The sequence below is a fragment of the Daejeonella rubra genome (assembly GCF_900103545.1).
Classification (GTDB): Bacteria; Bacteroidota; Bacteroidia; order Sphingobacteriales; family Sphingobacteriaceae; genus Daejeonella; species Daejeonella rubra.
The window spans coordinates 1-19,998 of the sequence record NZ_FNHH01000031.1 but is presented as its reverse complement, the minus strand read 5'-3'; the positions used below and the strand labels follow the sequence as shown (position 1 = coordinate 19,998).

General features: G+C 36.5%; 25 protein-coding genes and 2 pseudogenes. 4 read left to right on the top strand and 23 right to left on the bottom strand.

From position 1 onward, the window contains the following. Positions 1 to 66 precede the first annotated feature (66 nt). The 8 genes from BLR27_RS16070 to BLR27_RS16035 all read right to left on the bottom strand — a co-directional run bounded on the left by BLR27_RS16070 (position 67) and on the right by BLR27_RS16035 (position 4,759). Entirely contained in the window at positions 67 to 1,008 is a 942-nt protein-coding gene (locus BLR27_RS16070) for a helix-turn-helix transcriptional regulator (RefSeq protein WP_090706577.1), read from the bottom strand. Between the two features lie 4 nt (positions 1,009 to 1,012). Then, a complete protein-coding gene (locus BLR27_RS16065) occupies positions 1,013 to 1,594 on the bottom strand; it encodes a GNAT family N-acetyltransferase (RefSeq protein WP_090706575.1) in 582 nt (193 codons plus the stop codon). 334 nt (positions 1,595 to 1,928) lie between these two features. Then, entirely contained in the window at positions 1,929 to 2,129 is a 201-nt protein-coding gene (locus BLR27_RS16060) for an IS1096 element passenger TnpR family protein (RefSeq protein WP_090706636.1), read from the bottom strand. 13 nt (positions 2,130 to 2,142) lie between these two features. Continuing rightward, a complete protein-coding gene (locus tag BLR27_RS16055; protein WP_090706574.1) occupies positions 2,143 to 2,592 on the bottom strand; it encodes a PaaI family thioesterase in 450 nt (149 codons plus the stop codon). A 3-nt stretch (positions 2,593 to 2,595) separates the two neighbouring features. Continuing rightward, positions 2,596 to 2,928 (bottom strand): DoxX family protein, encoded by a 333-nt coding sequence (locus BLR27_RS16050; protein ID WP_262485662.1) that lies wholly within the window; start codon positions 2,926 to 2,928, stop codon positions 2,596 to 2,598. Positions 2,929 to 3,021: 93 nt separating this feature from the next. After that, entirely contained in the window at positions 3,022 to 3,477 is a 456-nt protein-coding gene (locus BLR27_RS16045) for a hypothetical protein (protein ID WP_090706570.1), read from the bottom strand. An 11-nt stretch (positions 3,478 to 3,488) separates the two neighbouring features. Then, a complete protein-coding gene (locus tag BLR27_RS16040; RefSeq protein WP_090706568.1) occupies positions 3,489 to 3,836 on the bottom strand; it encodes a nuclear transport factor 2 family protein in 348 nt (115 codons plus the stop codon). A 50-nt stretch (positions 3,837 to 3,886) separates the two neighbouring features. Beyond that, positions 3,887 to 4,759, bottom strand: coding sequence for an SDR family oxidoreductase (locus tag BLR27_RS16035; protein WP_090706566.1), 873 nt, complete (start codon positions 4,757 to 4,759; stop codon positions 3,887 to 3,889). A 150-nt stretch (positions 4,760 to 4,909) separates the two neighbouring features. Here BLR27_RS16035 and BLR27_RS16030 point away from each other — a divergent pair, with 150 nt between their 5' ends. Beyond that, positions 4,910 to 5,251 (top strand): winged helix-turn-helix transcriptional regulator, encoded by a 342-nt coding sequence (locus BLR27_RS16030; RefSeq protein ID WP_090706565.1) that lies wholly within the window; start codon positions 4,910 to 4,912, stop codon positions 5,249 to 5,251. Positions 5,252 to 5,406: 155 nt separating this feature from the next. Here BLR27_RS16030 and BLR27_RS16025 read toward each other — a convergent pair whose 3' ends face one another. The 8 genes from BLR27_RS16025 to BLR27_RS15990 form a co-directional block, all read right to left on the bottom strand. Next, complete coding sequence (locus tag BLR27_RS16025) at positions 5,407 to 6,273, bottom strand: patatin-like phospholipase family protein (protein WP_090706563.1); 867 nt, start codon at positions 6,271 to 6,273, stop codon at positions 5,407 to 5,409. 86 nt (positions 6,274 to 6,359) lie between these two features. After that, positions 6,360 to 6,866 carry a hypothetical protein gene (locus BLR27_RS16020; protein ID WP_090706561.1) on the bottom strand — a complete coding sequence of 169 codons (507 nt, stop codon included), beginning with the start codon at positions 6,864 to 6,866 and terminating at the stop codon, positions 6,360 to 6,362. Positions 6,867 to 6,913: 47 nt separating this feature from the next. Continuing rightward, on the bottom strand, positions 6,914 to 7,543 hold the full coding sequence (locus tag BLR27_RS16015; RefSeq protein WP_090706560.1) for a hypothetical protein: 630 nt from the start codon (positions 7,541 to 7,543) through the stop codon (positions 6,914 to 6,916). 99 nt (positions 7,544 to 7,642) lie between these two features. Next, a complete protein-coding gene (locus BLR27_RS16010) occupies positions 7,643 to 9,013 on the bottom strand; it encodes a TolC family protein (protein ID WP_090706558.1) in 1,371 nt (456 codons plus the stop codon). Positions 9,014 to 9,022: 9 nt separating this feature from the next. Next, entirely contained in the window at positions 9,023 to 12,091 is a 3,069-nt protein-coding gene (locus tag BLR27_RS16005; RefSeq protein ID WP_090706556.1) for an efflux RND transporter permease subunit, read from the bottom strand. A 4-nt stretch (positions 12,092 to 12,095) separates the two neighbouring features. Then, positions 12,096 to 13,124, bottom strand: coding sequence for an efflux RND transporter periplasmic adaptor subunit (locus tag BLR27_RS16000; RefSeq protein WP_090706554.1), 1,029 nt, complete (start codon positions 13,122 to 13,124; stop codon positions 12,096 to 12,098). Between the two features lie 68 nt (positions 13,125 to 13,192). Continuing rightward, entirely contained in the window at positions 13,193 to 13,786 is a 594-nt protein-coding gene (locus tag BLR27_RS15995; protein WP_221406364.1) for a TetR/AcrR family transcriptional regulator, read from the bottom strand. Next, entirely contained in the window at positions 13,767 to 13,964 is a 198-nt protein-coding gene (locus BLR27_RS15990; protein ID WP_090706552.1) for a hypothetical protein, read from the bottom strand. The genes BLR27_RS15995 and BLR27_RS15990 overlap by 20 nt, the downstream gene beginning before the upstream one ends. A 184-nt stretch (positions 13,965 to 14,148) precedes the next feature. Between BLR27_RS15990 and BLR27_RS15985 the strand changes: the two are divergent. Continuing rightward, positions 14,149 to 14,849, top strand: a pseudogene (locus tag BLR27_RS15985) (transposase). Between the two features lie 140 nt (positions 14,850 to 14,989). Here the strand turns inward: BLR27_RS15985 and BLR27_RS15980 are convergent. The 4 genes and pseudogenes from BLR27_RS15980 to BLR27_RS15965 all read right to left on the bottom strand — a co-directional run bounded on the left by BLR27_RS15980 (position 14,990) and on the right by BLR27_RS15965 (position 17,399). After that, the gene (locus tag BLR27_RS15980) at positions 14,990 to 15,274 is read right to left on the bottom strand and encodes a plasmid pRiA4b ORF-3 family protein (protein WP_090706551.1); all 285 of its coding nucleotides are present in this window, start codon (positions 15,272 to 15,274) and stop codon (positions 14,990 to 14,992) included. A 166-nt stretch (positions 15,275 to 15,440) separates the two neighbouring features. After that, positions 15,441 to 16,142 (bottom strand): annotated as a pseudogene (locus BLR27_RS15975) (type IV secretory system conjugative DNA transfer family protein); the annotation flags it as partial. A 145-nt stretch (positions 16,143 to 16,287) separates the two neighbouring features. After that, the gene (locus BLR27_RS15970; protein ID WP_143007770.1) at positions 16,288 to 16,533 is read right to left on the bottom strand and encodes a hypothetical protein; all 246 of its coding nucleotides are present in this window, start codon (positions 16,531 to 16,533) and stop codon (positions 16,288 to 16,290) included. 110 nt (positions 16,534 to 16,643) lie between these two features. After that, the gene (locus BLR27_RS15965; protein ID WP_090706548.1) at positions 16,644 to 17,399 is read right to left on the bottom strand and encodes a hypothetical protein; all 756 of its coding nucleotides are present in this window, start codon (positions 17,397 to 17,399) and stop codon (positions 16,644 to 16,646) included. A gap of 96 nt (positions 17,400 to 17,495) precedes the next feature. Between BLR27_RS15965 and BLR27_RS15960 the strand changes: the two genes are divergently transcribed. Continuing rightward, complete coding sequence (locus BLR27_RS15960; protein WP_221406363.1) at positions 17,496 to 17,720, top strand: helix-turn-helix domain-containing protein; 225 nt, start codon at positions 17,496 to 17,498, stop codon at positions 17,718 to 17,720. 61 nt (positions 17,721 to 17,781) lie between these two features. On the opposite strand, the gene BLR27_RS15955 is transcribed toward BLR27_RS15960, so the two are convergent. The 3 genes from BLR27_RS15955 to BLR27_RS15945 form a co-directional block, all read right to left on the bottom strand. Continuing rightward, the gene (locus BLR27_RS15955) at positions 17,782 to 18,207 is read right to left on the bottom strand and encodes a hypothetical protein (RefSeq protein WP_090706546.1); all 426 of its coding nucleotides are present in this window, start codon (positions 18,205 to 18,207) and stop codon (positions 17,782 to 17,784) included. A gap of 32 nt (positions 18,208 to 18,239) precedes the next feature. Further along, entirely contained in the window at positions 18,240 to 18,548 is a 309-nt protein-coding gene (locus BLR27_RS15950) for a hypothetical protein (RefSeq protein ID WP_090706544.1), read from the bottom strand. A 115-nt stretch (positions 18,549 to 18,663) separates the two neighbouring features. Beyond that, positions 18,664 to 19,512, bottom strand: a complete 849-nt coding sequence (locus BLR27_RS15945; protein WP_090706543.1) for a hypothetical protein — start codon at positions 19,510 to 19,512, stop codon at positions 18,664 to 18,666. Between the two features lie 127 nt (positions 19,513 to 19,639). Here BLR27_RS15945 and BLR27_RS18830 point away from each other — a divergent pair, with 127 nt between their 5' ends. Further along, positions 19,640 to 19,870 (top strand): helix-turn-helix domain-containing protein, encoded by a 231-nt coding sequence (locus BLR27_RS18830; protein WP_262485660.1) that lies wholly within the window; start codon positions 19,640 to 19,642, stop codon positions 19,868 to 19,870. Positions 19,871 to 19,998 lie beyond the last annotated feature (128 nt).

The window sequence follows — 19,998 nt, the reverse complement described above, 5'->3', positions numbered from 1 at the left end:
AATACGTGATTTATAGTATTTCAATACGTAAAAAGACGTATTTATACCCCTAAAGAAAGGAATTTATTAAATTGAAGCATTTAAAGGGGGTTGTTGCTCCAATTTATGAAGAAGTTCTACTCTATTAAAAACATTCGTCTTTTCGAATATATTCTGGACATGTTTAGTTACAGTTCTTTCTGATATAAATAAGGTTTCCCCGATTAATTTATATTTAAACCCTTGTCGGATGAACTGCACGATTTCAATTTCACGATTAGTTAATTGATAATGCTGGTAATTATCTTGAAATGAAGAAGGTTGGGTACCATTAATTGTCAGTTCCATTAACTGCTCATATTCAATTTTTGCTTGGGTTATGGATTTGGAAATAAAAATGATAGTGATCACCAAAAAACCTCCATTTGTAAAAATTACCTCAATCAATTGTCCGACATGGAAATAAGCAAAGACTGTTAAAGCAGACCAGGGTACTACTGCGCAATATACAGCTACCATTTCCATGAAATTAGTTCTGGTACTATGCTCCTGATATTTTATTCTGATGGCCCGTAAAATTGCCAAAAGCAAAATTATCGAATAAAAGAAAGGTATAATAATGCCATATTCTATTGCGAGGTCCAGATTTTTATTGATGGAGTATCCAATGACAAAAAAGATCAGATAGGGAACAATCAGGAATAACAGAACTCCATAGATGGCTTGAAATCGCAATCTCGGCAAGTCAAAACCTTTATAAAAATAATATGGGAAATAGGCAGCCATTAAAAAGCCGCTCCCATAAGCAATAATGTTTTGGGTAACTATTGGGATATTGATCTGCGGATCAGGAAAAAGCCCTCCAGTGATATTATATACAATAAGTAAAAACAAGAGGATCATATACCACATCCTATTTTTGTCCTCAGGCCTCGATAAAGTGTAAATAAGCTGATAGAAAACCATCGCAATTTCCAGCGCAATGAAATTGAATGTCACAATATGCATTTCTGTTCCAAAAACCAACATAAGCCTAGGTTATACCTGCCTCTTTTTTAAGGAAAAATAATTTATAACTTAAATCAAGTTCATTATATATATCAAAACCAAACTTCTTATACCAGGGCAGATTCTTCAATGTTGAGGTTTCCAAATAGATTGGTCTTTCCTTCAGGTTACTATCTTTAATTACATCATCAAGAAGCTCAGTCCCAATTCCTAAATTTTGATGCTTCGGGTCAACTCCTATAAACCATAGATAATACATCAATTCCTTTGGCTGAATCGCCTTAATCTTTGATTCTCTGTTAAGAGCCTTTATAATATTACTTAAACCTACACACGAAAGAATCAATTTTACATCCAGTAATATGGACTTGAGCGTTGTCTTCTTTTTATCCGGAAACAGGATTAACGCACATGCTTTCTTATCATCAGACAAAAAAACTTCTCCAAATGAATAACAGACTTCAAAAGAATAATCCATCAACGATCTAATCCTGTTTACCCTCTTTTTATCCTGCTTAACTATATAATTGACACTTTGGTTGGTTTCAAAGGAATCAGTAAGTATGTCCACAACCAGATTCTTGTCGCTATATGCTGCCTTTATCATAGATTTGAATTTGAGATGATAATATTAATTCCAGGTAGTTTTTTGATGCGAGCGATAATAGGTGCAAAAATGATACCATAGCATATTAAATCTCAATGAGTTATCGAATGAGGATGGGAAAACCACATTATTTTAGAGCCTGATTTAGTAGAAATTTGTAATTACAATGGAACAAATATCCTGCTGAGTGAATAATTACAATTGAATACCTCTCATAATCTCCCCCCTGTACTTGATTGAGATTTGGAAGTCTCTCTGGTGCTACTTTCTGATCCAAGATCACTAGCAAGTAATTCCTGAATATCTTGCTTACTAAGAAGTTGTTTTTATTGTTTTAATCATCCAATTCTATACATCCGTAATCTTTAGTCCTCAACATTTCATTCACTTCATCTTTATCAAAATGTTCAGGGTCAAATACTCCTCCCAACCACTCAATATAGCTGTCATATTCTTCATGGCCTGGTTGTTTTAATATTTCCAATATATTTGAGTAGCCCCATACTCCTCCACAATCTTCTGGTGGACAGTTCATCTGATTGAAATAATTAAGTTTCACTTCTAAGCACACTATACACACACCTTGCAAGGGCTACCGGCTCTTCCTTGTCATTTTGAAACAACTCTACATCTGCTTTGATAATTGTTTTTCCGTTTTTAATGATTTTGGCTTTTGCATAAATATCGGCTTTAATTGCTGCATGCAAATAGTCTATTCGCATATCAATGGTATTTAGTCTGTCGTCAGCATAATTTAATACCGTTACACCGGCAATACCTCCTGCAGTATCAGCAATGGATGCTAAAATGCCTCCATGCCATCTGCCCTGCACAAAATCGCCGATAAACTCTTCTTTAAACGGTACATGCAGCAGAACGTAACCTGGTTGAATTTCAATAATTTTTATACCAAAAAATCTATTGGCAGGCATCAAATTCTCAATCCCCTGTTTTATCAGGTTGTGCTTCTCTTCTATGTTTTTGAAAGAAAAATCCATAAATTAGTTTGTATCTTTTTGAAAGAAACTTGACAGCATTTCGGGATTACGCAAATAGTTGGCAACCCAAACCAATAACAACATTACTGCTTGAGGAATAAACATTTCTCCATGCTCCATGTGTGTGGCTATTGCACCTCCCAAATGAGCTGAGAGCAACAGAACTCCCAATGATGATGTTCGGGGAATTAGAAACAAAATTGCTGCAATGAGTTCGCCCATTCCTATTAACATCAGTTTGCCTTCTAAGCCCCACTTGACAAAGTTTACAGCTATTTCGGCATCTGCACCTGCCATCAGTTTCATTATTGCACTCATAATGAATAACGCGGACATTAGTCCTACAAATGTCCAGTTTATGATTTTTCTTTTTTTTGACATTGGGTTTGTTTCTATAATTGATTTTTATTTTAGAGTTAATTGAAGTTTTCAAACAGGTAAATAATAAAAAATCAAAGCGGCAATTATGCCTGCCAATATGCCTGTGTTTATCATCTGCCATGCTTTTGCACGGTCTTTCTTTCTGAAGTTGGCTTGTTCAACTGTGTCATTTTTTCCGAGATTGCCGAAATTAATAATGCCCTTTATCCCGAATGCAACGCAGAAACGGAAATACCACTGCTGAAAACTAACTGCGAAAGATGTAACTGGAACAAACAGCGTTAATCTCCACAGTCGGTTTTCAGGCAGCAGCAATAAAACCATTATCAGGATAACGGTAACCACCAGTGATGCTAAGGCAGCGACTTTTCGTCTTTTTATTTCCTCTTTCCCGATATTGCAAACTCCCGGGATGTAATGATTATCCGTTTCATCGTTACGATTGATGTTACTCCCAAATTCTGTCATAGAAAGAATTTGAGGATTTAGAGTGATTGTTTCCATATTTATTTAGGTTAATTATAATAAAACCGTTCGTGAATAATTTGTCCGTCTTTCCATTTTTGTACCGCTACCTGTTCCATTTTTGCACGATGACCTCCTTTATAAGTCATGTCAAACATCCATTCGACCATGGTAACGTCTGGGCCAACAGCCACTGCTTTTATTTCCGCTCCGTGAAATGCTTCCACCATTTGCGCTGATTGGTTTTCTCTCTCGCGATTGGCTGATTTTCCAACAGTAGGAGATTGATTATTTTCCTGCATTACCACATCTTCATGATAATATTTTTCAAAGGCATCCATTTGTTTACCTGTAAGAATCATTTGATTCAGGTCTTCGATTTTTTCTTTTAAATTCATGGTTTGATATTTTTTCGTGTATGGAATAATTCTGGTTTTACAGCAAATAACTATGTAAGTGCCGGTGGTGAATAAACAGTTTTAAGAAAATCCTTTAAATCCAGAGGTTTATGACCTATTAATGTTTCTAAGGTATCATCAGCATAATCAAATTCACCGGCTTTCATAGTCTCTGCAATACTTGTCATCATAACAGCAACATCTTCCGGCAAGCCATGTTGCAGCATGCCATTTTTCAAATCCTCCAGAGGAATTTCCACATATTGGATGGGTTTATTTACAATATCTGAAAGCATAGTGGCAATATCTTTAAATGTATAAGCTGCAGATGCAGTAATATTATACACTTTGTTCTGATGGGCTGATGGATTGGAAAGTACTACCGCATTGGCTTCTGCCATGTCATTTCGAGTGGCAAAATTAACCCTTGCATCACCTGAGCTGTAATAAATGGTACCGGTTTCCTTAAAATCACCCAGCAGCATCGGCAAAAAATCAGCATAATAGGTATTGCCCATGATGGTATATGATATGCCTGAAGCTTTAACTTCAGCTTCGGTTTTTACATGGTCAATTCCGGCACTAAATTTAGATTCAGGTGAAGATTTTAGGACACTGGTATAAACGATATGGCGTATACCGCTTGCCTTTGCCGCTTTTATAACATTGGCGTGCTGTTCATAGCGTCCGGTTATGGAACTGGATGAAACCAATAAAAGGGTATCAATACCCTGCAGGGCGGCAAGCAGCGAATCATAGTTGAAGTAATCTCCAATAGCAATATCCACTCCTTTTTCTTTGAATGCAGTTCCTTTTTCTTCGGTTCTTACCAATGCCCTGATTGGGGTCTCAGGATTTTTTTTCAATAAAAATTCAATAGTGGCCGACCCTAAATGTCCGTTGGCTCCTGTAATTAGTATCATAATTTTTTTGGTTTTTAATTCTTACTTACAAACTTAACTATATATGGTTTATATTTGTAACCAGTTTACCAAAGGATACTAGTATCCTTTGGTAAACCTGCTTTGAAAAAAAACTATATTTGCAAATCATTTCAAAATACTCCATACAGAATGGCTGAAAAAATAAAAGAAGAATGCAACAAACTACTTCTTCCTGTGAGCGATGCACTAGATATTCTTAGCGGAAAGTGGAAACTCCCAATTATTTTTGCTTTGTTTTTGGGCAACCACCGGTTTAGGGAATTACAAAGAGAAGTTAAAGGGATAAGCGGAAAAATGCTATCGAAAGAGCTGAAAGATTTAGAAATAAACCAATTAGTTAAGCGAACCGTTTTTGATACTTCTCCTGTAACGGTGGAATATTCATTGACAGAATACGGTAGGACATTAGAGAAACTGATTACTGAATTACACAATTGGGGTCAGCAACACCGAAATATTATTTTTAGATAAGACTAAGTAAGTCTTGCACTTTATGTTTCTTTTTTTTCGCGGTGAGGAATGTTTGGCACGATGGCAAATATGGAATTTTCGGTTTGCTTGCGAAGCTTACCAATAGAAAAATCGGGATGGGTAGTGCCAAATAAATAGACTGAGATTTTTATAGTTTATGAATTTAAATATTTTGAAAATGCTTCTTTAGCAGCCATCTCACCTGCTTTTATCAGTTCATCTGCTTTATGAAAGTCGAATGTATTTGCTGAATCATTAGGGATATTAATTAAGATATCCGGTCTGAACCTTTCAATATGTTGTTTTGCGATCTTATGTATCATAGCAGAAGTAGTAGCAGTTAACATGGAATAATAGCCTAAACCTCCATTATACCCTGAAGATCCTAATTTGGGCATGCTTTTCTTCAAGCCGTTAAGTCGGGTGGAATTCTGGTCGATATTTGATAAACTTGTTTTTACCATTTCATTTTTTTTACCGCCATACAAATTCACCACAACAAGAATATCATCTTGTACACGTTCTACATACTCAATGGGAACCGGATTTAACACCCCCCCGTCAACCAGCAATAAGTTCTTATACATAACAGGCGTAAAAATGGTTGGGATTGATACCGATGCCCGAATGGCCTCATAAAAACTGCCCGATTTAAAAATTACTTCCCGCTCATTTAAAAGATCCGTTGCTACTGCCACAAAGGGGATACTCATTTCTTCAATGTTCATGTCAGGGATAATGGTTTTCATTTTGGCAAATGCTTTTTCCCCTTTTAATAACCCGGAGGTTGAAAGCGCAAAATCTAAAAGTCCCCAAATTACCTGTCTGTTCATAGTTTTTACCCAATCGGTATATTCGGGTAATTTACCCATCGCATGAAGTCCACCAATAACAGCACCTATAGAAGATCCCGAGACAGAGGATATTTCAAACCCCTGTTTCTCCAATTCATTAATAACGCCAATATGAGCAAGCCCTCTTGAGCCACCGCTTGATAATACTAATGATACTTTCCTTTTCATGTGTATATAATCGCTTATTAGGAGTCTCTGAAATCTGCTTCTGGATTCTTCAATATTTCGTTTATAAAATCAATTCCTTATTTCAATCACTTTGACTCAACATTATCTTTAAAAAAGTCCTTTAACGCTTTATTAAGCCCATCCATGTCATGTTTAAGTTCCTGTTTGATTGAATCACTTTTAGCATCTACAGACTCATCCAGTCTTTTTAAACTCTTCTTAAATTCATCGTTTCGTTGATTTAATTTTTTCTTAAGCTTATTTAAGTTTTGTTCTAACTTATCTAACTCACCGTTGAGTCTTTCTTTTTCCTTTTTATTTGCTTTTGAAATTTTTTCTCTATACTCCTTTACCTGATTTTCCATTACAGCAATGGTGCTGTCCGATTCGTTCTTGAATTTTGTCCAGTTTTCTGTTGCTCTTATTTTAGCTTCTTCCTCTGCATCTTTTACCGCTTCTTTCATATCTTTGTTGGCTTCTTTAACATTTTCTTTTGCCTCTTCTGCGTGTTTTTTTGAAGCGTCACCACAACCACTTAACGTCAGTGCAACAGTAAGACCTGTTATTGCGATTATTCCGATTGTCTTTTTCATTTTGATTGTATTTAAAGATTAAATTATTTGAATAAGCATAGCCTTGGCTATAAAGACTTTATTGCTTTTTTAAAATGATCGTATGCCAAACGAATTTCATCATTGAATTTTTCAGCCTTTAATTTTGCCTCATCCTTCTTTTCTTCCAACTGCTTACTGACAGAAACTATTACTTCTCTGGCGTTCTTCATTTCATCTTTAAAAAGTTCAGTCAACACAATTTTCTTTCCTTCTATTTCCATTTCGAACAGTTCCATTTGCAGTTTGATTTTTTCCAATGAGGCAGTGAAATAATTTGCCAACTTTACCACTTCAGGATTTGTCTTTATTTCGTTTTCTAATCTTTCAATTGCTCCTATAATGCTTTTCTTCTGTTCGGTGAATATTTCTCTTGACTCTGCTATTCCTTTACTCAACAGACTTTCAAGATCCGTTAATTTAACATCAATGGATTGAGGCCATTCCTTGTTTTGTTTGTATTCTGCATCAATTGTGTTTTTAAAGTCCTGAATACTTTTTTTCATTTGCTTTTTAGCCTCTTCGAATTTGTCTTTTGCTTCCGCTTTGCCAAGTGATAATTGTACGGCTAATGAATCCAGTTCCTGCTGGTCTTTCAGTAGTTGTGCTGCAATCTTTACTAAGATTGGTCTCTGATTTGATGTTTCTGTGTTTTTCATGATTTTTAAATTTTAATTTAGCACTAACGATTTCTATATATCATTTAATCCAGATGCATTTTAGCTACTTCTATTCTTGTAAGCACAGATAGCACTGCTTTAACGCTTGTCCTTATCTTCTCTACTGGTACCGGTAACCTGCAAATAGGTTGATACAGCCTGATGATATTGCGTTTTGGCTTCAATCAGTTTATCGGCAGTTTCTGTTTGTAGTGCTTGGGCTTCCAGTAAATCGGAGAGATTAACAATACCGCTGTTATAACTGGTTTGTATCACTTTCAGATTTTCATCGGTCTGCTTTACGGTTTCTTCCATCATTAAAATCTGACGGTAAGATTCGTTCACATCTGTCCAGGATTTTTCCATCTGAAGTTTTAATAATCCTTTGGTATCATTGAAATTGTTTTCTGCTATTTGCACCTTAATTTTTTGTTCTTTAATGGCGTGCGAGCCTCCCCACCAATCAGATATAGGTATGGACACCGTTCCATAAACCAAACCATTGGTAGTGGCATCATTTTGCGGGCTTAAGCCACTAAAGTAATAACCGGCAGCACCTACAGCAACTTGTGGTAAGTAATCGCCCCTTTTCATTTTTGTTTGTAACCGGGCTGCTTTTACGGATTGTTCCAATAACCGGTATTCCATGCGGTTTGGCAAAGCAGTTTCGAGATCTGCATAATAAGCGTTGGGTAATTGTATGTTTTGCAAATCTTCCTGCAATACCAGCGCTGAGTCATACGCTATGCCGATGGTTTGACAAAATTGCATAATGGCCAACTGTTTGCCGCTTTGAAGTTTGCTTTTATTGGTTTTTAGTTCACTTTGCTTTATTTGCACTTTGAGCACATCATTTTTAATAACTAATCCTGATTTATAGGCATCATTTACTTGCTTGTTTACATCGTTCAACAAGGCTTCGTATTGTGCAATGGTCTTTTCTTTTTCCTGAAGCACCACAATCTGCCAGTATTGCTGTTCTGTTTTTAAAAGGGTTTCCTGTTGACTTAGTTGGTGCTGCTGCTCTTTCACTTCAACCCCAATTTGAGCAAGTTTATTTCCATTGGTGATTTTCCCTCCTACAAAAATGGGTTGGGTAATATTAATTAACCCGACAGTTGCCTTATCCAAAAGTTGGAGGTTTAAACCGGGGAAATAGGCAAACTCTGTAGCCGTTGCGAGGTTAGCAGGATTGCCATCATAAACCGGTAAATTCCCCCCCGGCATATTGAATTTAATGAGGGGATCCATTGCACGCATACTGAAAGCTGTTGCACTTACTTTAGGAAAGTAATTGGTATAAGCATTTTTCTTTACCTCTTGTGCCGCATCAATTTCCAATGCACTGTTTTTAATGGCCATATTATTTTTAGAGGCCAACTCTTTACTTTGTTGTAAGCTAAGTATTGTTTGGCCGTATCCTTCCGTTGTGAGGAATAAGGCAACAGCTATAATGATTTTCTTTTTCATTCTTAAATTTTAAGCATGTGTTTTTTTAAGGGACTGATGATACAGTACAGGTAGTATATATAGTGTTAGTATCATGGATACAAGAAGTCCGAAGCAAACTACTGCACCTAAAGGACCCCAAAGTGATGAACCACTTAAGATCATCGGTACCACACCCATGGCAGCCGCAAATGACGTGAGGAATATAGGACGCATTCTGCGTTTTCCTGCAGCTATAGCAGCTTCTGCTAAGGGCATACCATTTTTACCGCGAAGTTCTTCGGCATAATCAATCAGGATAATGCCATTGCGAACTACGATACCCATCAAACTCATGATTCCCAGGAATGAGGTAAGCCCGAATGGGTATCCTGTGAGCACTAAACCTATAGCTGCTCCGAGGAAACTTAGTGGCATTGTTACCATCACCAGGAATACCAATTTAGGTTTCTTGAATTGGAATAGCAGGATGAAGAAAATCAGTAACACACCCGCCAGCAAGGCTTTGCTTAGCGGCACATAATTTTCAACTTCGCTTTCTTCCTCACCGCCATAAGCAATCTGTACATCAGAATCTGTTTTAATATTATTGATATCTCCTTTGAGTTCAGAAAATATTTTATAAGGCAGCACACCTCTTTTGACGTCTGCCCTTACTGTAATAGTTCTTATTCCATTCCTGCGGATGATTTGTCCTTCGCTCCAGTCGTTGGTTAGGGTAGCTACCTGGCGCACGGGAACTGTTGCGTTCAAAAACAGTGAGGTTACATTTTGATTTTCGATATCATCAAAACCATCTCTTTTATCTGTTGGGTTAATTATCTTTACATCTATTGGATAATCGCCCTCCCAAACGGTACCAATAGGTATCCCGGAGAAACCGGATGCTATGGACGAAGCTATAACCCCCCGGGTCAAACCCAACCGGTTGGCAAGTTCATCGTTCACATCTACATGCACACCTTGCCTGAGATTGAGATAATCAGTTCTGGCCCATATTACCCCCTCGTTTTGTTGCATAATGTGCTTCACATTTTCAGCTACGGTCTTGATGGAATCAAGATTATTGCCCGAAATCCTTACTTCAATCGGAGCGTTCGTGCCGAGCATATCCAATTGTTTCATCCGCACATAGGCATTGGGAAAAGTATTACGTTTTGTTTTTTCATATTCACCCAGTAATGCCACTGCATCACCAGCGGTTTTGGTATTGACTACCAACTGTGCATAATTCTTCGATGGAAAATTAGGTGCGTATGTAGTGTGGAAACGAGGGGAGCTGGTGCCGACGAATGAGGCTACATTTACAACCCGGTTATCGCTCATGAGTGATGCCTCCAAACTGTCTGCCACGGTAGCGGTTTGTTCAAGTGTGTATCCTTCAGGGAGGTATATTTCTACGGCAAACTGATTTCTTTCGACTTTCGGAAATAACTGTCGGGGAAGCAGCGCCAATATCGCCCCACCCAGCACAATGGATAGTACACCAATGAAAATAGTCATCATCGGTTTGCCAAATGCCTTTTCGAGGGTACGATTATAAAAGTATTGCAACCTGTCGAGCAGCGATTTTTTCCCTGGCTTTGTTTCTTCTTTTTTGACTCCTTTCTTAATGAATACATAACTCATATAAGGAACAAGAAAGTAGGCCACCAGCAAGGATGTAAACAAGGCTACCCCTATGGTGACGGGCAAAGAGCCTACAAAATCACCGGTCATTCCGGATAGAAAAAACACCAGTGGAATATAGGTAGCAATAATGGCGAGTGTAGCAGAAAATACAGGAACAAAAAGCTCCGTAGCACTTTTCCATGCAGCATCCCAGGGGGTATCTCCATGGTCTATTTTTTCTACGTGGCTGTCTATGACCACAATGGCATTATCTACCACCATTCCCAATACTACTATTAGCCCTGCCAGAGAAACGGTATGCAGTTCTATGCCTAATAAATACAATATGCCTATTGTGATAAATATAGAAATGGGGATGGTAATCCCCGCAACGGTGGCTACCCGAAAAGGCAATAACAGCATGGTAACAATAATCACCGCAATAATGGCAATGAAAAATTCTCTTAGAAAATGTAAAATCGAATAATCAACGGCAGCAGGCATATCTGCTATCTTATCCAGGTTTACATCAGGGGATATTTTTGTTCGGATAGAGGCGAGCGATCCATCCACCTGTTTCCCAAAATCAACAATATTGTTTCCGGGTTGCATTTCCAGCGAAATGAGAAGACTATTTGAGCCGTTATTCTTAATGTAAGAATCAGGTTCTTTATATTTTCTGACTACCGTTGCAATATCTTTTACGCGGATGATATTACCTGTTGGATCGGCATACACAATTTGCCTTTTAATATCTTCTTCCGACTTGTAATTGGCAGGGATGTGTATAGGTGTAATCAGTTCTGAATTATCCAGTTCGCCGCCATAATATACAGCTCCCTCCAATTGCATAGCTGCAAGCACCGTAATGGGGCGGACTCCGTAATAAGCCAGTTTAGCATTATCGAGATAAATGGTTATTTCTTCCGACAGCAATCCGTAATGTTTTACTTTGGAAACAGCCTGTATTTTACGCAATTCAGTTTCGATGATTTTCAGTTCATCTTCCAGTTCTTTATAGGTTTTGCTTTCCGATTGTACGGTAAGCAACAAAGCGGCTGTGTCTCCAAAATCGTTATTGGCAATCAGGGCAACTACCTGAGGAGGCAGCTGCATCTTTAATTCGCTGAGCCCGAATTTAATTTTATCCCAAAAGCCATCAGGGTCTTTTACATTGTTGTTTACTTCCACAAACACAATCAGCATTCCCTCTTTGGATATGGAATAGGTTTTCTCCCGGTTTACTTCCTTAAACCCATAAAGAAAATTTTCAACTTTGCTTGCCAGCTGATCCTCCACCTGTTCGGAAGTAGCTCCCGGAAATACACCGATTATCAATCCCTGCCGAATCGTGAATTCCGGAAATTCATTCCTGGGCATTACCCAAAGCGAAAAAACACCGAAAAGCACTAACATAACCGTTATTATAATGGCTATTTGCTTATGCTTCATAGCCAATTCTATGATATTGAACTTCCTTGTTCCCATGTTGTTATTGTGCGATGTTTATAAGTGAACTCTGGCGAAGTTTATCCTGCCCTGCTATGATTATTTCATCTCCTTCTTTCAGATTGCCGCTTACCAGTATTTTTTTGTCGATTAAAGCAATGGTTTTTACCTCTCGCTTTTGGGCTGTGTTATTTTCTATCACATACACAAACTGGTTTCCCTGTAAATCTTGTTGCAACGCTTTGTTGGAGATAAGAAAACCGGCAGCATTATTTTGAGTGGCAAAACTGACAGTACAAACCATGCCTGGCTTAATGGTAAAATCAGAATTCTGAACTTCTATTTTCACCGGATAGGAGTATGAAAGTATATCTGCCGAAACACCAATTTCTCTAACAGTTCCGGCAATTGTTTTAGTGATAGCGCCTACCGTAATGGTGGCCTGGTCTCCTTTTTTGAACGCACTGATTTCATCTTCCGGAACTGGAATTTTTACATATATTTTACTGATGTCTAATAGTTCAAAGGCTTTGACACCCGGCAATATATTTTCTCCTACCATGATTGATTTTTTTCCTATAACACCATCTGCAACAGCATAAAGTTTAGTATCGTCAAGCCCTCTTTTTGCAATGGCAGTAGCCGATTTTGCCTGACTTAATCCTGTTTCTACCTCAACCCATTTTATTTCAGGAAGAGTGCCATTTTCCTTCATAGGTTTCAACCGGTCATAAGCATCCTGAGCTTGTTGTAGTTTTTGAAATGCCATTTGGTATGTGTTCTCCATATTCGATGGATTTAGTTGTGCCAGCAATTGACCTTTATTTACCTGTTGTCCTTCTTCTACGGCTATTTTTGAAACGATGCCCATGATCCCAAAACTAAGCGAAGTGGATTGTTTTGGCACTACAACCCCGGAATAACCGACATTGTAACTTCCGTTGTAATGGATTATTTTTTCAGTTTTTACAGTAAGTGAATTGTTGTTTTCCTGTTGTGCATTATTTTCAGGTGAACATCCTGCCAGGATAATTGGAAGCAGGATGAAGAGGTGCAATTTATTGATTTTCATATATGTTATCATTTCTATTTTACAATTAGACTATTTTAGTTTTTTGGTCTGTTTTAGGGCAAAAAAAATTATTTTTTCATTATTCCATAAAATAACACGTTTAACAAGCCGTCGAAACGTTTTTCTATTTGGTTGTTGTTTTTCTCTATGTATAAAGGGTATTCTAAACCTTTCAAAGCTGTTACTATTGCAAATGCTGTCAGTTCTATGTCTTCTATCATAAAATCACCATTTTCCACGCCATTACTTAATATGCTTTTGATAGTATTTACCTCTTCGGTATCATACCTCACTCTTACCTTTTCAATAAAATTATAATGCTCCCAGTAATCATCTTTTAAAGCACTATATAAATTGGACAATTCACTAATCGTTTCCATCCTTGTCAAAACATAAGCTCTTATTTTATTTTTAGGTGTAGTTTCTGCGTGAATTGCTTTTGTAATGGCTGCATTTAATGTAAGTGATTCTTTTTCAACTATTGCTTTAAAAATTTCTTCTTTGCTTTTAAAGTAATGATAAATGGAACTTTTCGCTTTTCTGGCAGCTTCTGCAATTTCGTCCATAGTGGTTTTTTTGAAACCGTATTTGCCGAAGATGTTTTTAGCCACATTGAGAATAGTTTCCCTCACATCATCTTTATTATCTATGTTCGTTTCCATTACTTTCCTTTTCGAGTTTATCGACTAAATTAGTATTTTGTTTTGGTGCAAAAATATAAAAAACTTTTTGAATAGCAATTTTTTCTCGTGGGTGAGAAAATTTGGCTCTTTTGACTTTGCCATCGCGTTGGCCTTGTGTGGTTGGAGCAAAGGTAAATGCCCAATGTGCCTCTGGCAATAAAATTATTTTTTAAAATGTGCACGAGTAAAAAAATTTATAACTTTTGGGTTGGCTTGCGTGTCGGGTTTTTGTTGTCCGTGTCCAATTGAGGTGAAGTGCAACGTGTCATAATGAGACCGTTGCAGAGTAAAAATAATATAATATATTGTTAGACAATTAGTTATATTTTTTATATTTAAGTATGCAAAAAGTCACCCATCAACTGAGTTTTTCCTCCATTTCGATCGCTAAACGTAAGCTAAAAAGTCAATTTTTTGATCAGATGAGCCTTTTGTTAGACTGGCCAGCCATAGATTCAGAAATTAAGAAATACTATTCAAAAGTCGCTGGCCGCCCCTCGTACAGCGTTTGCTATTGTTTAAAATGTCTCTTTTACAAACATGGTATGGTTTGAGCGATTATGAGGTAGAAGAAAAGGTGAACGACTCCTTGAGCTTTATGAAATTTGTAGGTCTAACCTTAGAAGATAATGTACCTGACAATACGGTGTTGAGCCGGTTTAGATCGGAGTTAACGTTCAAGCAAGGCTATGAGAAACTGATGGATATGATCAACGGCCAATTAGAAGAAAAGGGGAATAACAGCAGTGCTAGTAACCGCAAATATCTTAAATCCAAGGGGTTAAAAGATGGTATCATGCACAAAGCCGTAAAAAATAAACCACTCAGCAATCATCAGGTAAGGTTTAATAAAATAGTAAGTCAAATAAGGTTTAGGGTAGAGCGCACATTTGGGGGAATTTCCTGATGGTTTAAAACAGGCCTAGCAAGATATGTGGGCAAAGAAAAAACACATACGCAACACCTGATGGAGGCGATGGCCTATAATTTATATCGTTCACCTGGGATAGTTATGTCCAATGCAAATTTATTAGCCAAATAGCAGGTAACAGAAGGGCTAAAAGCTCTTGAAGAAAAATTATATTTAAAATGGAAGTTGAAATTAGGCCAGATAAAAAATAAAATGACAACTTTTGAAAAAAATATTTGCCGAAATCAACGAAGTCCTATTTTGCAACGGTCTCAAACGATTTGCTCTTTCTCCTTTTTTAATAAGTCGGATATTTTCATTTTTTTGTAATCTACATTATCCATCTCATCCCATGTGTCATCACCTGGCATTCTTTCTGTGTAGAAAGTCTGATTTTTAATAAATTGATGTAAATGTGAATTTTTCCAACCCATTGAAGTTTGAATTATCTTATGAAAATCTGCCAGCAATAAGTCCGATTGGATCAATAATCTTCTCCAAATCTTAGGTTTAAATTCTTTTAATGCTATCTGAATCTGATATGTTTTCTTTGTCATGTTTTTTCTTTCAAATATAGCTAAAATGTCAATTCGGAGCCTTGAGATGGGTGGCAAAAGAATGACGCAGCGAATGAAAACTAAGGGGTTTGATTATTCCTGCCTTTTAATGGATTCCCTGAATACCTATTGCAGGAAATTTAATGCTTCTTAAAAATATATGCGCTTACAACCGCATTCCTTTAGTAATTCCCCCTCCACTCGCATTTGTCCTATCCTGGATTGTACTTTTGTCTTCAGCTACTGATCCAAGTTCACTGACTAATAATTCCTGAATATCCTGCTTAATCTGCAAATAATTGATTTGGACAATATCCGAATCGATGGTTCGGATTTTGGGAATCTCTTCATACTGTGCTTCTTCCTGTCGGATCGCCTCATGATCGTTTTGAATCTCGCTGTGAAATACTTTTAGGTCGATTTTGTTATCGGGGTTGTCCGCTACCATACCTACGAACTCACCGGAAGACAGGGAAGATATTTTAGACGCTGGTATGGCATAATCAAGCTGAGTGGATCTGCTGACAGACGTATCTGAACTGTTAATGGAAACACTCTGCCTCTCCTGTATGATTTTGCCAAAGCGTTCGGATAATTGCTTTGCTGTATCTCCGGTTACCTGGCCTGAAATGATATTGCCCACTATATTCATGATCACTTCGGCCTGTTCCCTGCCGTAATCCTTTTTCAACTGGCTGTAATCCTGCACAGCTAAAGTGGTGGCGACCTTATTGGAACGGGCAGTAGCGATCAGGCTGTCGATATTATTAAAATAGATGGTGGGAAATTCGTCAAAGATCAGGCTGCATTTTAATTTGCTCTTCTGATTAACCAGCTTGATCATGCGGGAAAGATACTGGGTTCGAACCAGTGACCCCCTGCTTGTAAGGCAGTAGAATTATACCTTTTAAACCTTTGAAACCTCTTCTTTTTCTATTTATACACCTTTGTACTATCAATGCACTATCAGATGACGCGGTTAATAATTTGATTAATTAATATTTATGAATTATTTACTCAGTGAATCTCATATAGCCATCACATTGACTACAGGCCACAACCATCTTCCTCCAATCATCCCTTATAGGTACTTCATCTCTGCAATCAGTACAATACCTGTCTTCTTCCAGCATATATGCACATTGAAGTTGCCAGGGATCATCATCTGCATCAGGCCAGTCATACCTCATAATAAGGTCTCCATCTGACAAGGTGTCTTTCTCCTCTTCACAATGGCTACAAGTCTGATAACTCTCCATAAGGTTAAATACATCATATTTAGTATCTATAAAGATAATTGTACGGTGTCCACAGTCAACGCATTTGTAGTCTCCTGCATAAAATGTACTTCCTGGCTTAAATAGTCCAATCATAACTCACATTCTAACGATTGATGTTCATTATAGAACATTTCAATAATTTTATTTAAACAGTAATTCTGATTTTCCAGAAGCACCTCTGAAAAGGGCTTAAGAATAGTTTCAACTTTAGACCAACCTTCATTAGGATCAACTGCCCATTTCAACACATCTGGGAAAGCAATGTAAAACCAAGAAGGATAAAATCTAACTTTGTATTTAAAGTCATCTCTAATTATCTTCAAAGATGGTGCAATGTGTTTATCTTGACTTCCTAGTTGTTGGTAACGATTTTCGTAATAATCTCTGTTAAATGAATATTTAAGTACACTTATTCTATAAGGAATAAGGAAATCCTTAATAGCTGTCTCAAATTCTTCATCTGTTCTTTCATCTGCAAGAACATCTTCCCAAGAAAGCATTTTTTCACTGTCAAGTATTTCCTGGTCTATATAATCTGCTTTTAATAAATAATTGACTTTGATTTTAGGGAAGGCAGGTATACTGTTTTTTTGGATAAGATTTTCAGGTTCTTGAACTTCAACCTGAGCCGTATTGAATATTTCCAGTTTGGGTTCTAACTCAACCGCAGCAACTGATTTTATTTGAATGGCTTTATTTAGGAAAAAATAGGCTAGTAAGCCGATTATTATTACTGCCGCAATATAAGGCAGGTCGATTTCTTTATTTCCAGAAGTAAGTTGCATAATCATGCTGAATTCTGCTAACAACATCCATCCAAAAAGGATATAGTAAATAATTTTCATGTTAATTAAGTTTAGGGTTATGTAAATATAAAATTATAAACGAAATGCCCAATGTATTGGGTGGCATAGAATTTCTTTTAACATCATTTTTCACCTGTGATAAACAACAGGGATAAAGAAGTTTTAAAAGCTTTTGGTGCTCATTTAAGAAGCATCAGAGAGAGTAAAAGTATATCCCAACAGCACCTGGCGCTAAAAGCTGATATCTCTAAAAATCAGATAGGTAATATTGAAAGAGGAGAGGTTAATTCAACTGTTATCTCAATTACCGCAATTGCTAAAGCATTAGATATCCATCCAAAAGAACTCTTCAACTTTTAATCCAATAATCAACTATCACTTAACATATTATGTTCACCAGAAGAGGTGAAGATAAATTAATCTAATCTGGGGACGTTATTCTGTAATTATCAAGAATGTCGTTGCCAAATTTAATTATTTCAGGATCAGTAATCAACTCATGATCTTCTAAGGATCTTAAGTAAAGTGAAAAAACGTTGAAAATGGCTGTAAAAACAAGTACCTCCTGGTAATCATCACTTGAAGGAGAATAATATTTGATTTCTATCCTTCTGTTTTCAGGTATCTTTTTATAGTTATCCAGAATATACAGGTAAAGGTCATTAATCTGAGCACGGAGTTTCAATTGAATAATTTCAGGAATTCTACTTTCATCCTCTTCCAGATCATCCTCAATCGGCTTATTTAACATTTCTTCAAAATGTGATCTGAAGGTATTATTGAGCTCCCTGATCTTATTCTCAAACTCAGAAGCTACAGCAAATATGTCTGATGGGAGGCTATCCATTTTTATTTGTTTTTATAAATCATCTACTGATATCAATCTGAAAATAAGATAGGCATGGCCTTCATATCTTTATTCCCACAGCTTGGACAATCAATTAATAATGGTGTATCTCTAGTGTCAATAATCTTTAATTCCTTTTTTTTAAACTGGAACCAGTTATTTACTCCTAAATCACAAATTGGACATTTTTTATTTTTGGTACCTACTAATTTTAGACAGTTTGGACATGAAGCTAACTCTATGGCAGGTTTTTTTGCAAGGCATTCCATTTTTGTAGTACCTATATACAATTCTTCCTTATACTTGCATTCTGGACAGTAGAATTTGTATGTTATCGCCATTGTAAATTGCTTTGTAATGTAGGAGCTTCAATAGGCACTGTAGTAATAATACTGCCAAATTAATTTAACTACGACAGTGGGTATTTATTAGTTTGAAAATAAGACTGACATAGTCTTACATCAAATCCACAATCCTTTGTTTCAAATTTGGCAAATAATCGAATTCTCTATTGTTTTCCAGATTTTCATTGTATTGCTTTATTAATTCTCCTGCTTCAAGATAATCTTCTTCATGAAGAAGCATTTTTATTTTTGTGTAGCGTATCAGATACAAATAGTGGTGTGGCTTTTTTTCAACCTCCCACAACTTGTACAAATATTTAAAATATTTCTCTTTAGCAACCTTATCTCGCTTGACACAAAAATATACGGTGTAAAGCCTTAAAATCTCCATTGGCGACTTGAATGATTTGAAAAATTTAATAAGTTTCCCATCATCCCCCAAGTGTGGCTCCAGTTCATTTAAAAGGATTTCTAGTTGATCTCGACTATCTTCCGGATCATATTTGTAATCCGGGAATCGTTGATAAAATGTTTTATAATAGGGATTATCGTGTTCTACCTGAAGGAAAATGTCCAAGAAATCTAATTTTTCATCTTCACTCATAGAAATAAATAATAAACTAATTCCAGCAGATAGCTTAGCAAGTTCATCTAAATTAGTTGAAGTTGATTGTGTTTTTTTTGTATCCAATATTTTTGATGTCTCAGGCAGAGTTGATTCCCTTTTAATCATTGGTTTTGGTCTATGCTGGATATTATGTGGTCTAGTTCCGACATTCTTAGGCAGATTAAAATATTTAAGTTTGAAGATAAACATATCATTCAATGTAAAACAGAAAATGATGATGAAGAGCCACTTTGATAACCCATTCCAATCTTCAAAATTTATGCTTAAGCTTAGAAATGACGATAAAATATACAGGATTCCTATTCTTACTAAGAATAAAATGATTTTGTTCATATGGAAAATTAGTTAATAGTTAATTAATATGTTGAATTTAGACACACTCAAATCAGAGATTAATTAAATCTCAAATTATGAAATACATTTCATAATACAAGAAAATAATATGCCTCTTCTTTGAGGTGTGATAAGCATTAGGGATAAAGCTTTAATTATCGCCTTTGGAAACAGGGTAAGAGAACTTAGGAAGGAGAAAAAACTTTCTATGGAAAAGCTTGCTGAACTTTCAGATATTGACTACAGACAGTTATCATATGTAGAATTGGGAGAAGTCAATCCTACAATTAGTACAGCATCTGCAATTGCAAAAGGACTTGATATCCCTCTGAAAGACTTATTTGATTTTAGCCAGTAATTGCAATCATTTCAAAAAATCATCACTTTCTGACCGTAGAGATTCTGTGTTGATTTCCAAATAAAATTGTTTTTATCTTTGTTTTTTAAGACGGTCAAGAACCAGTCTGTGTAGCGTACTGATCCTTA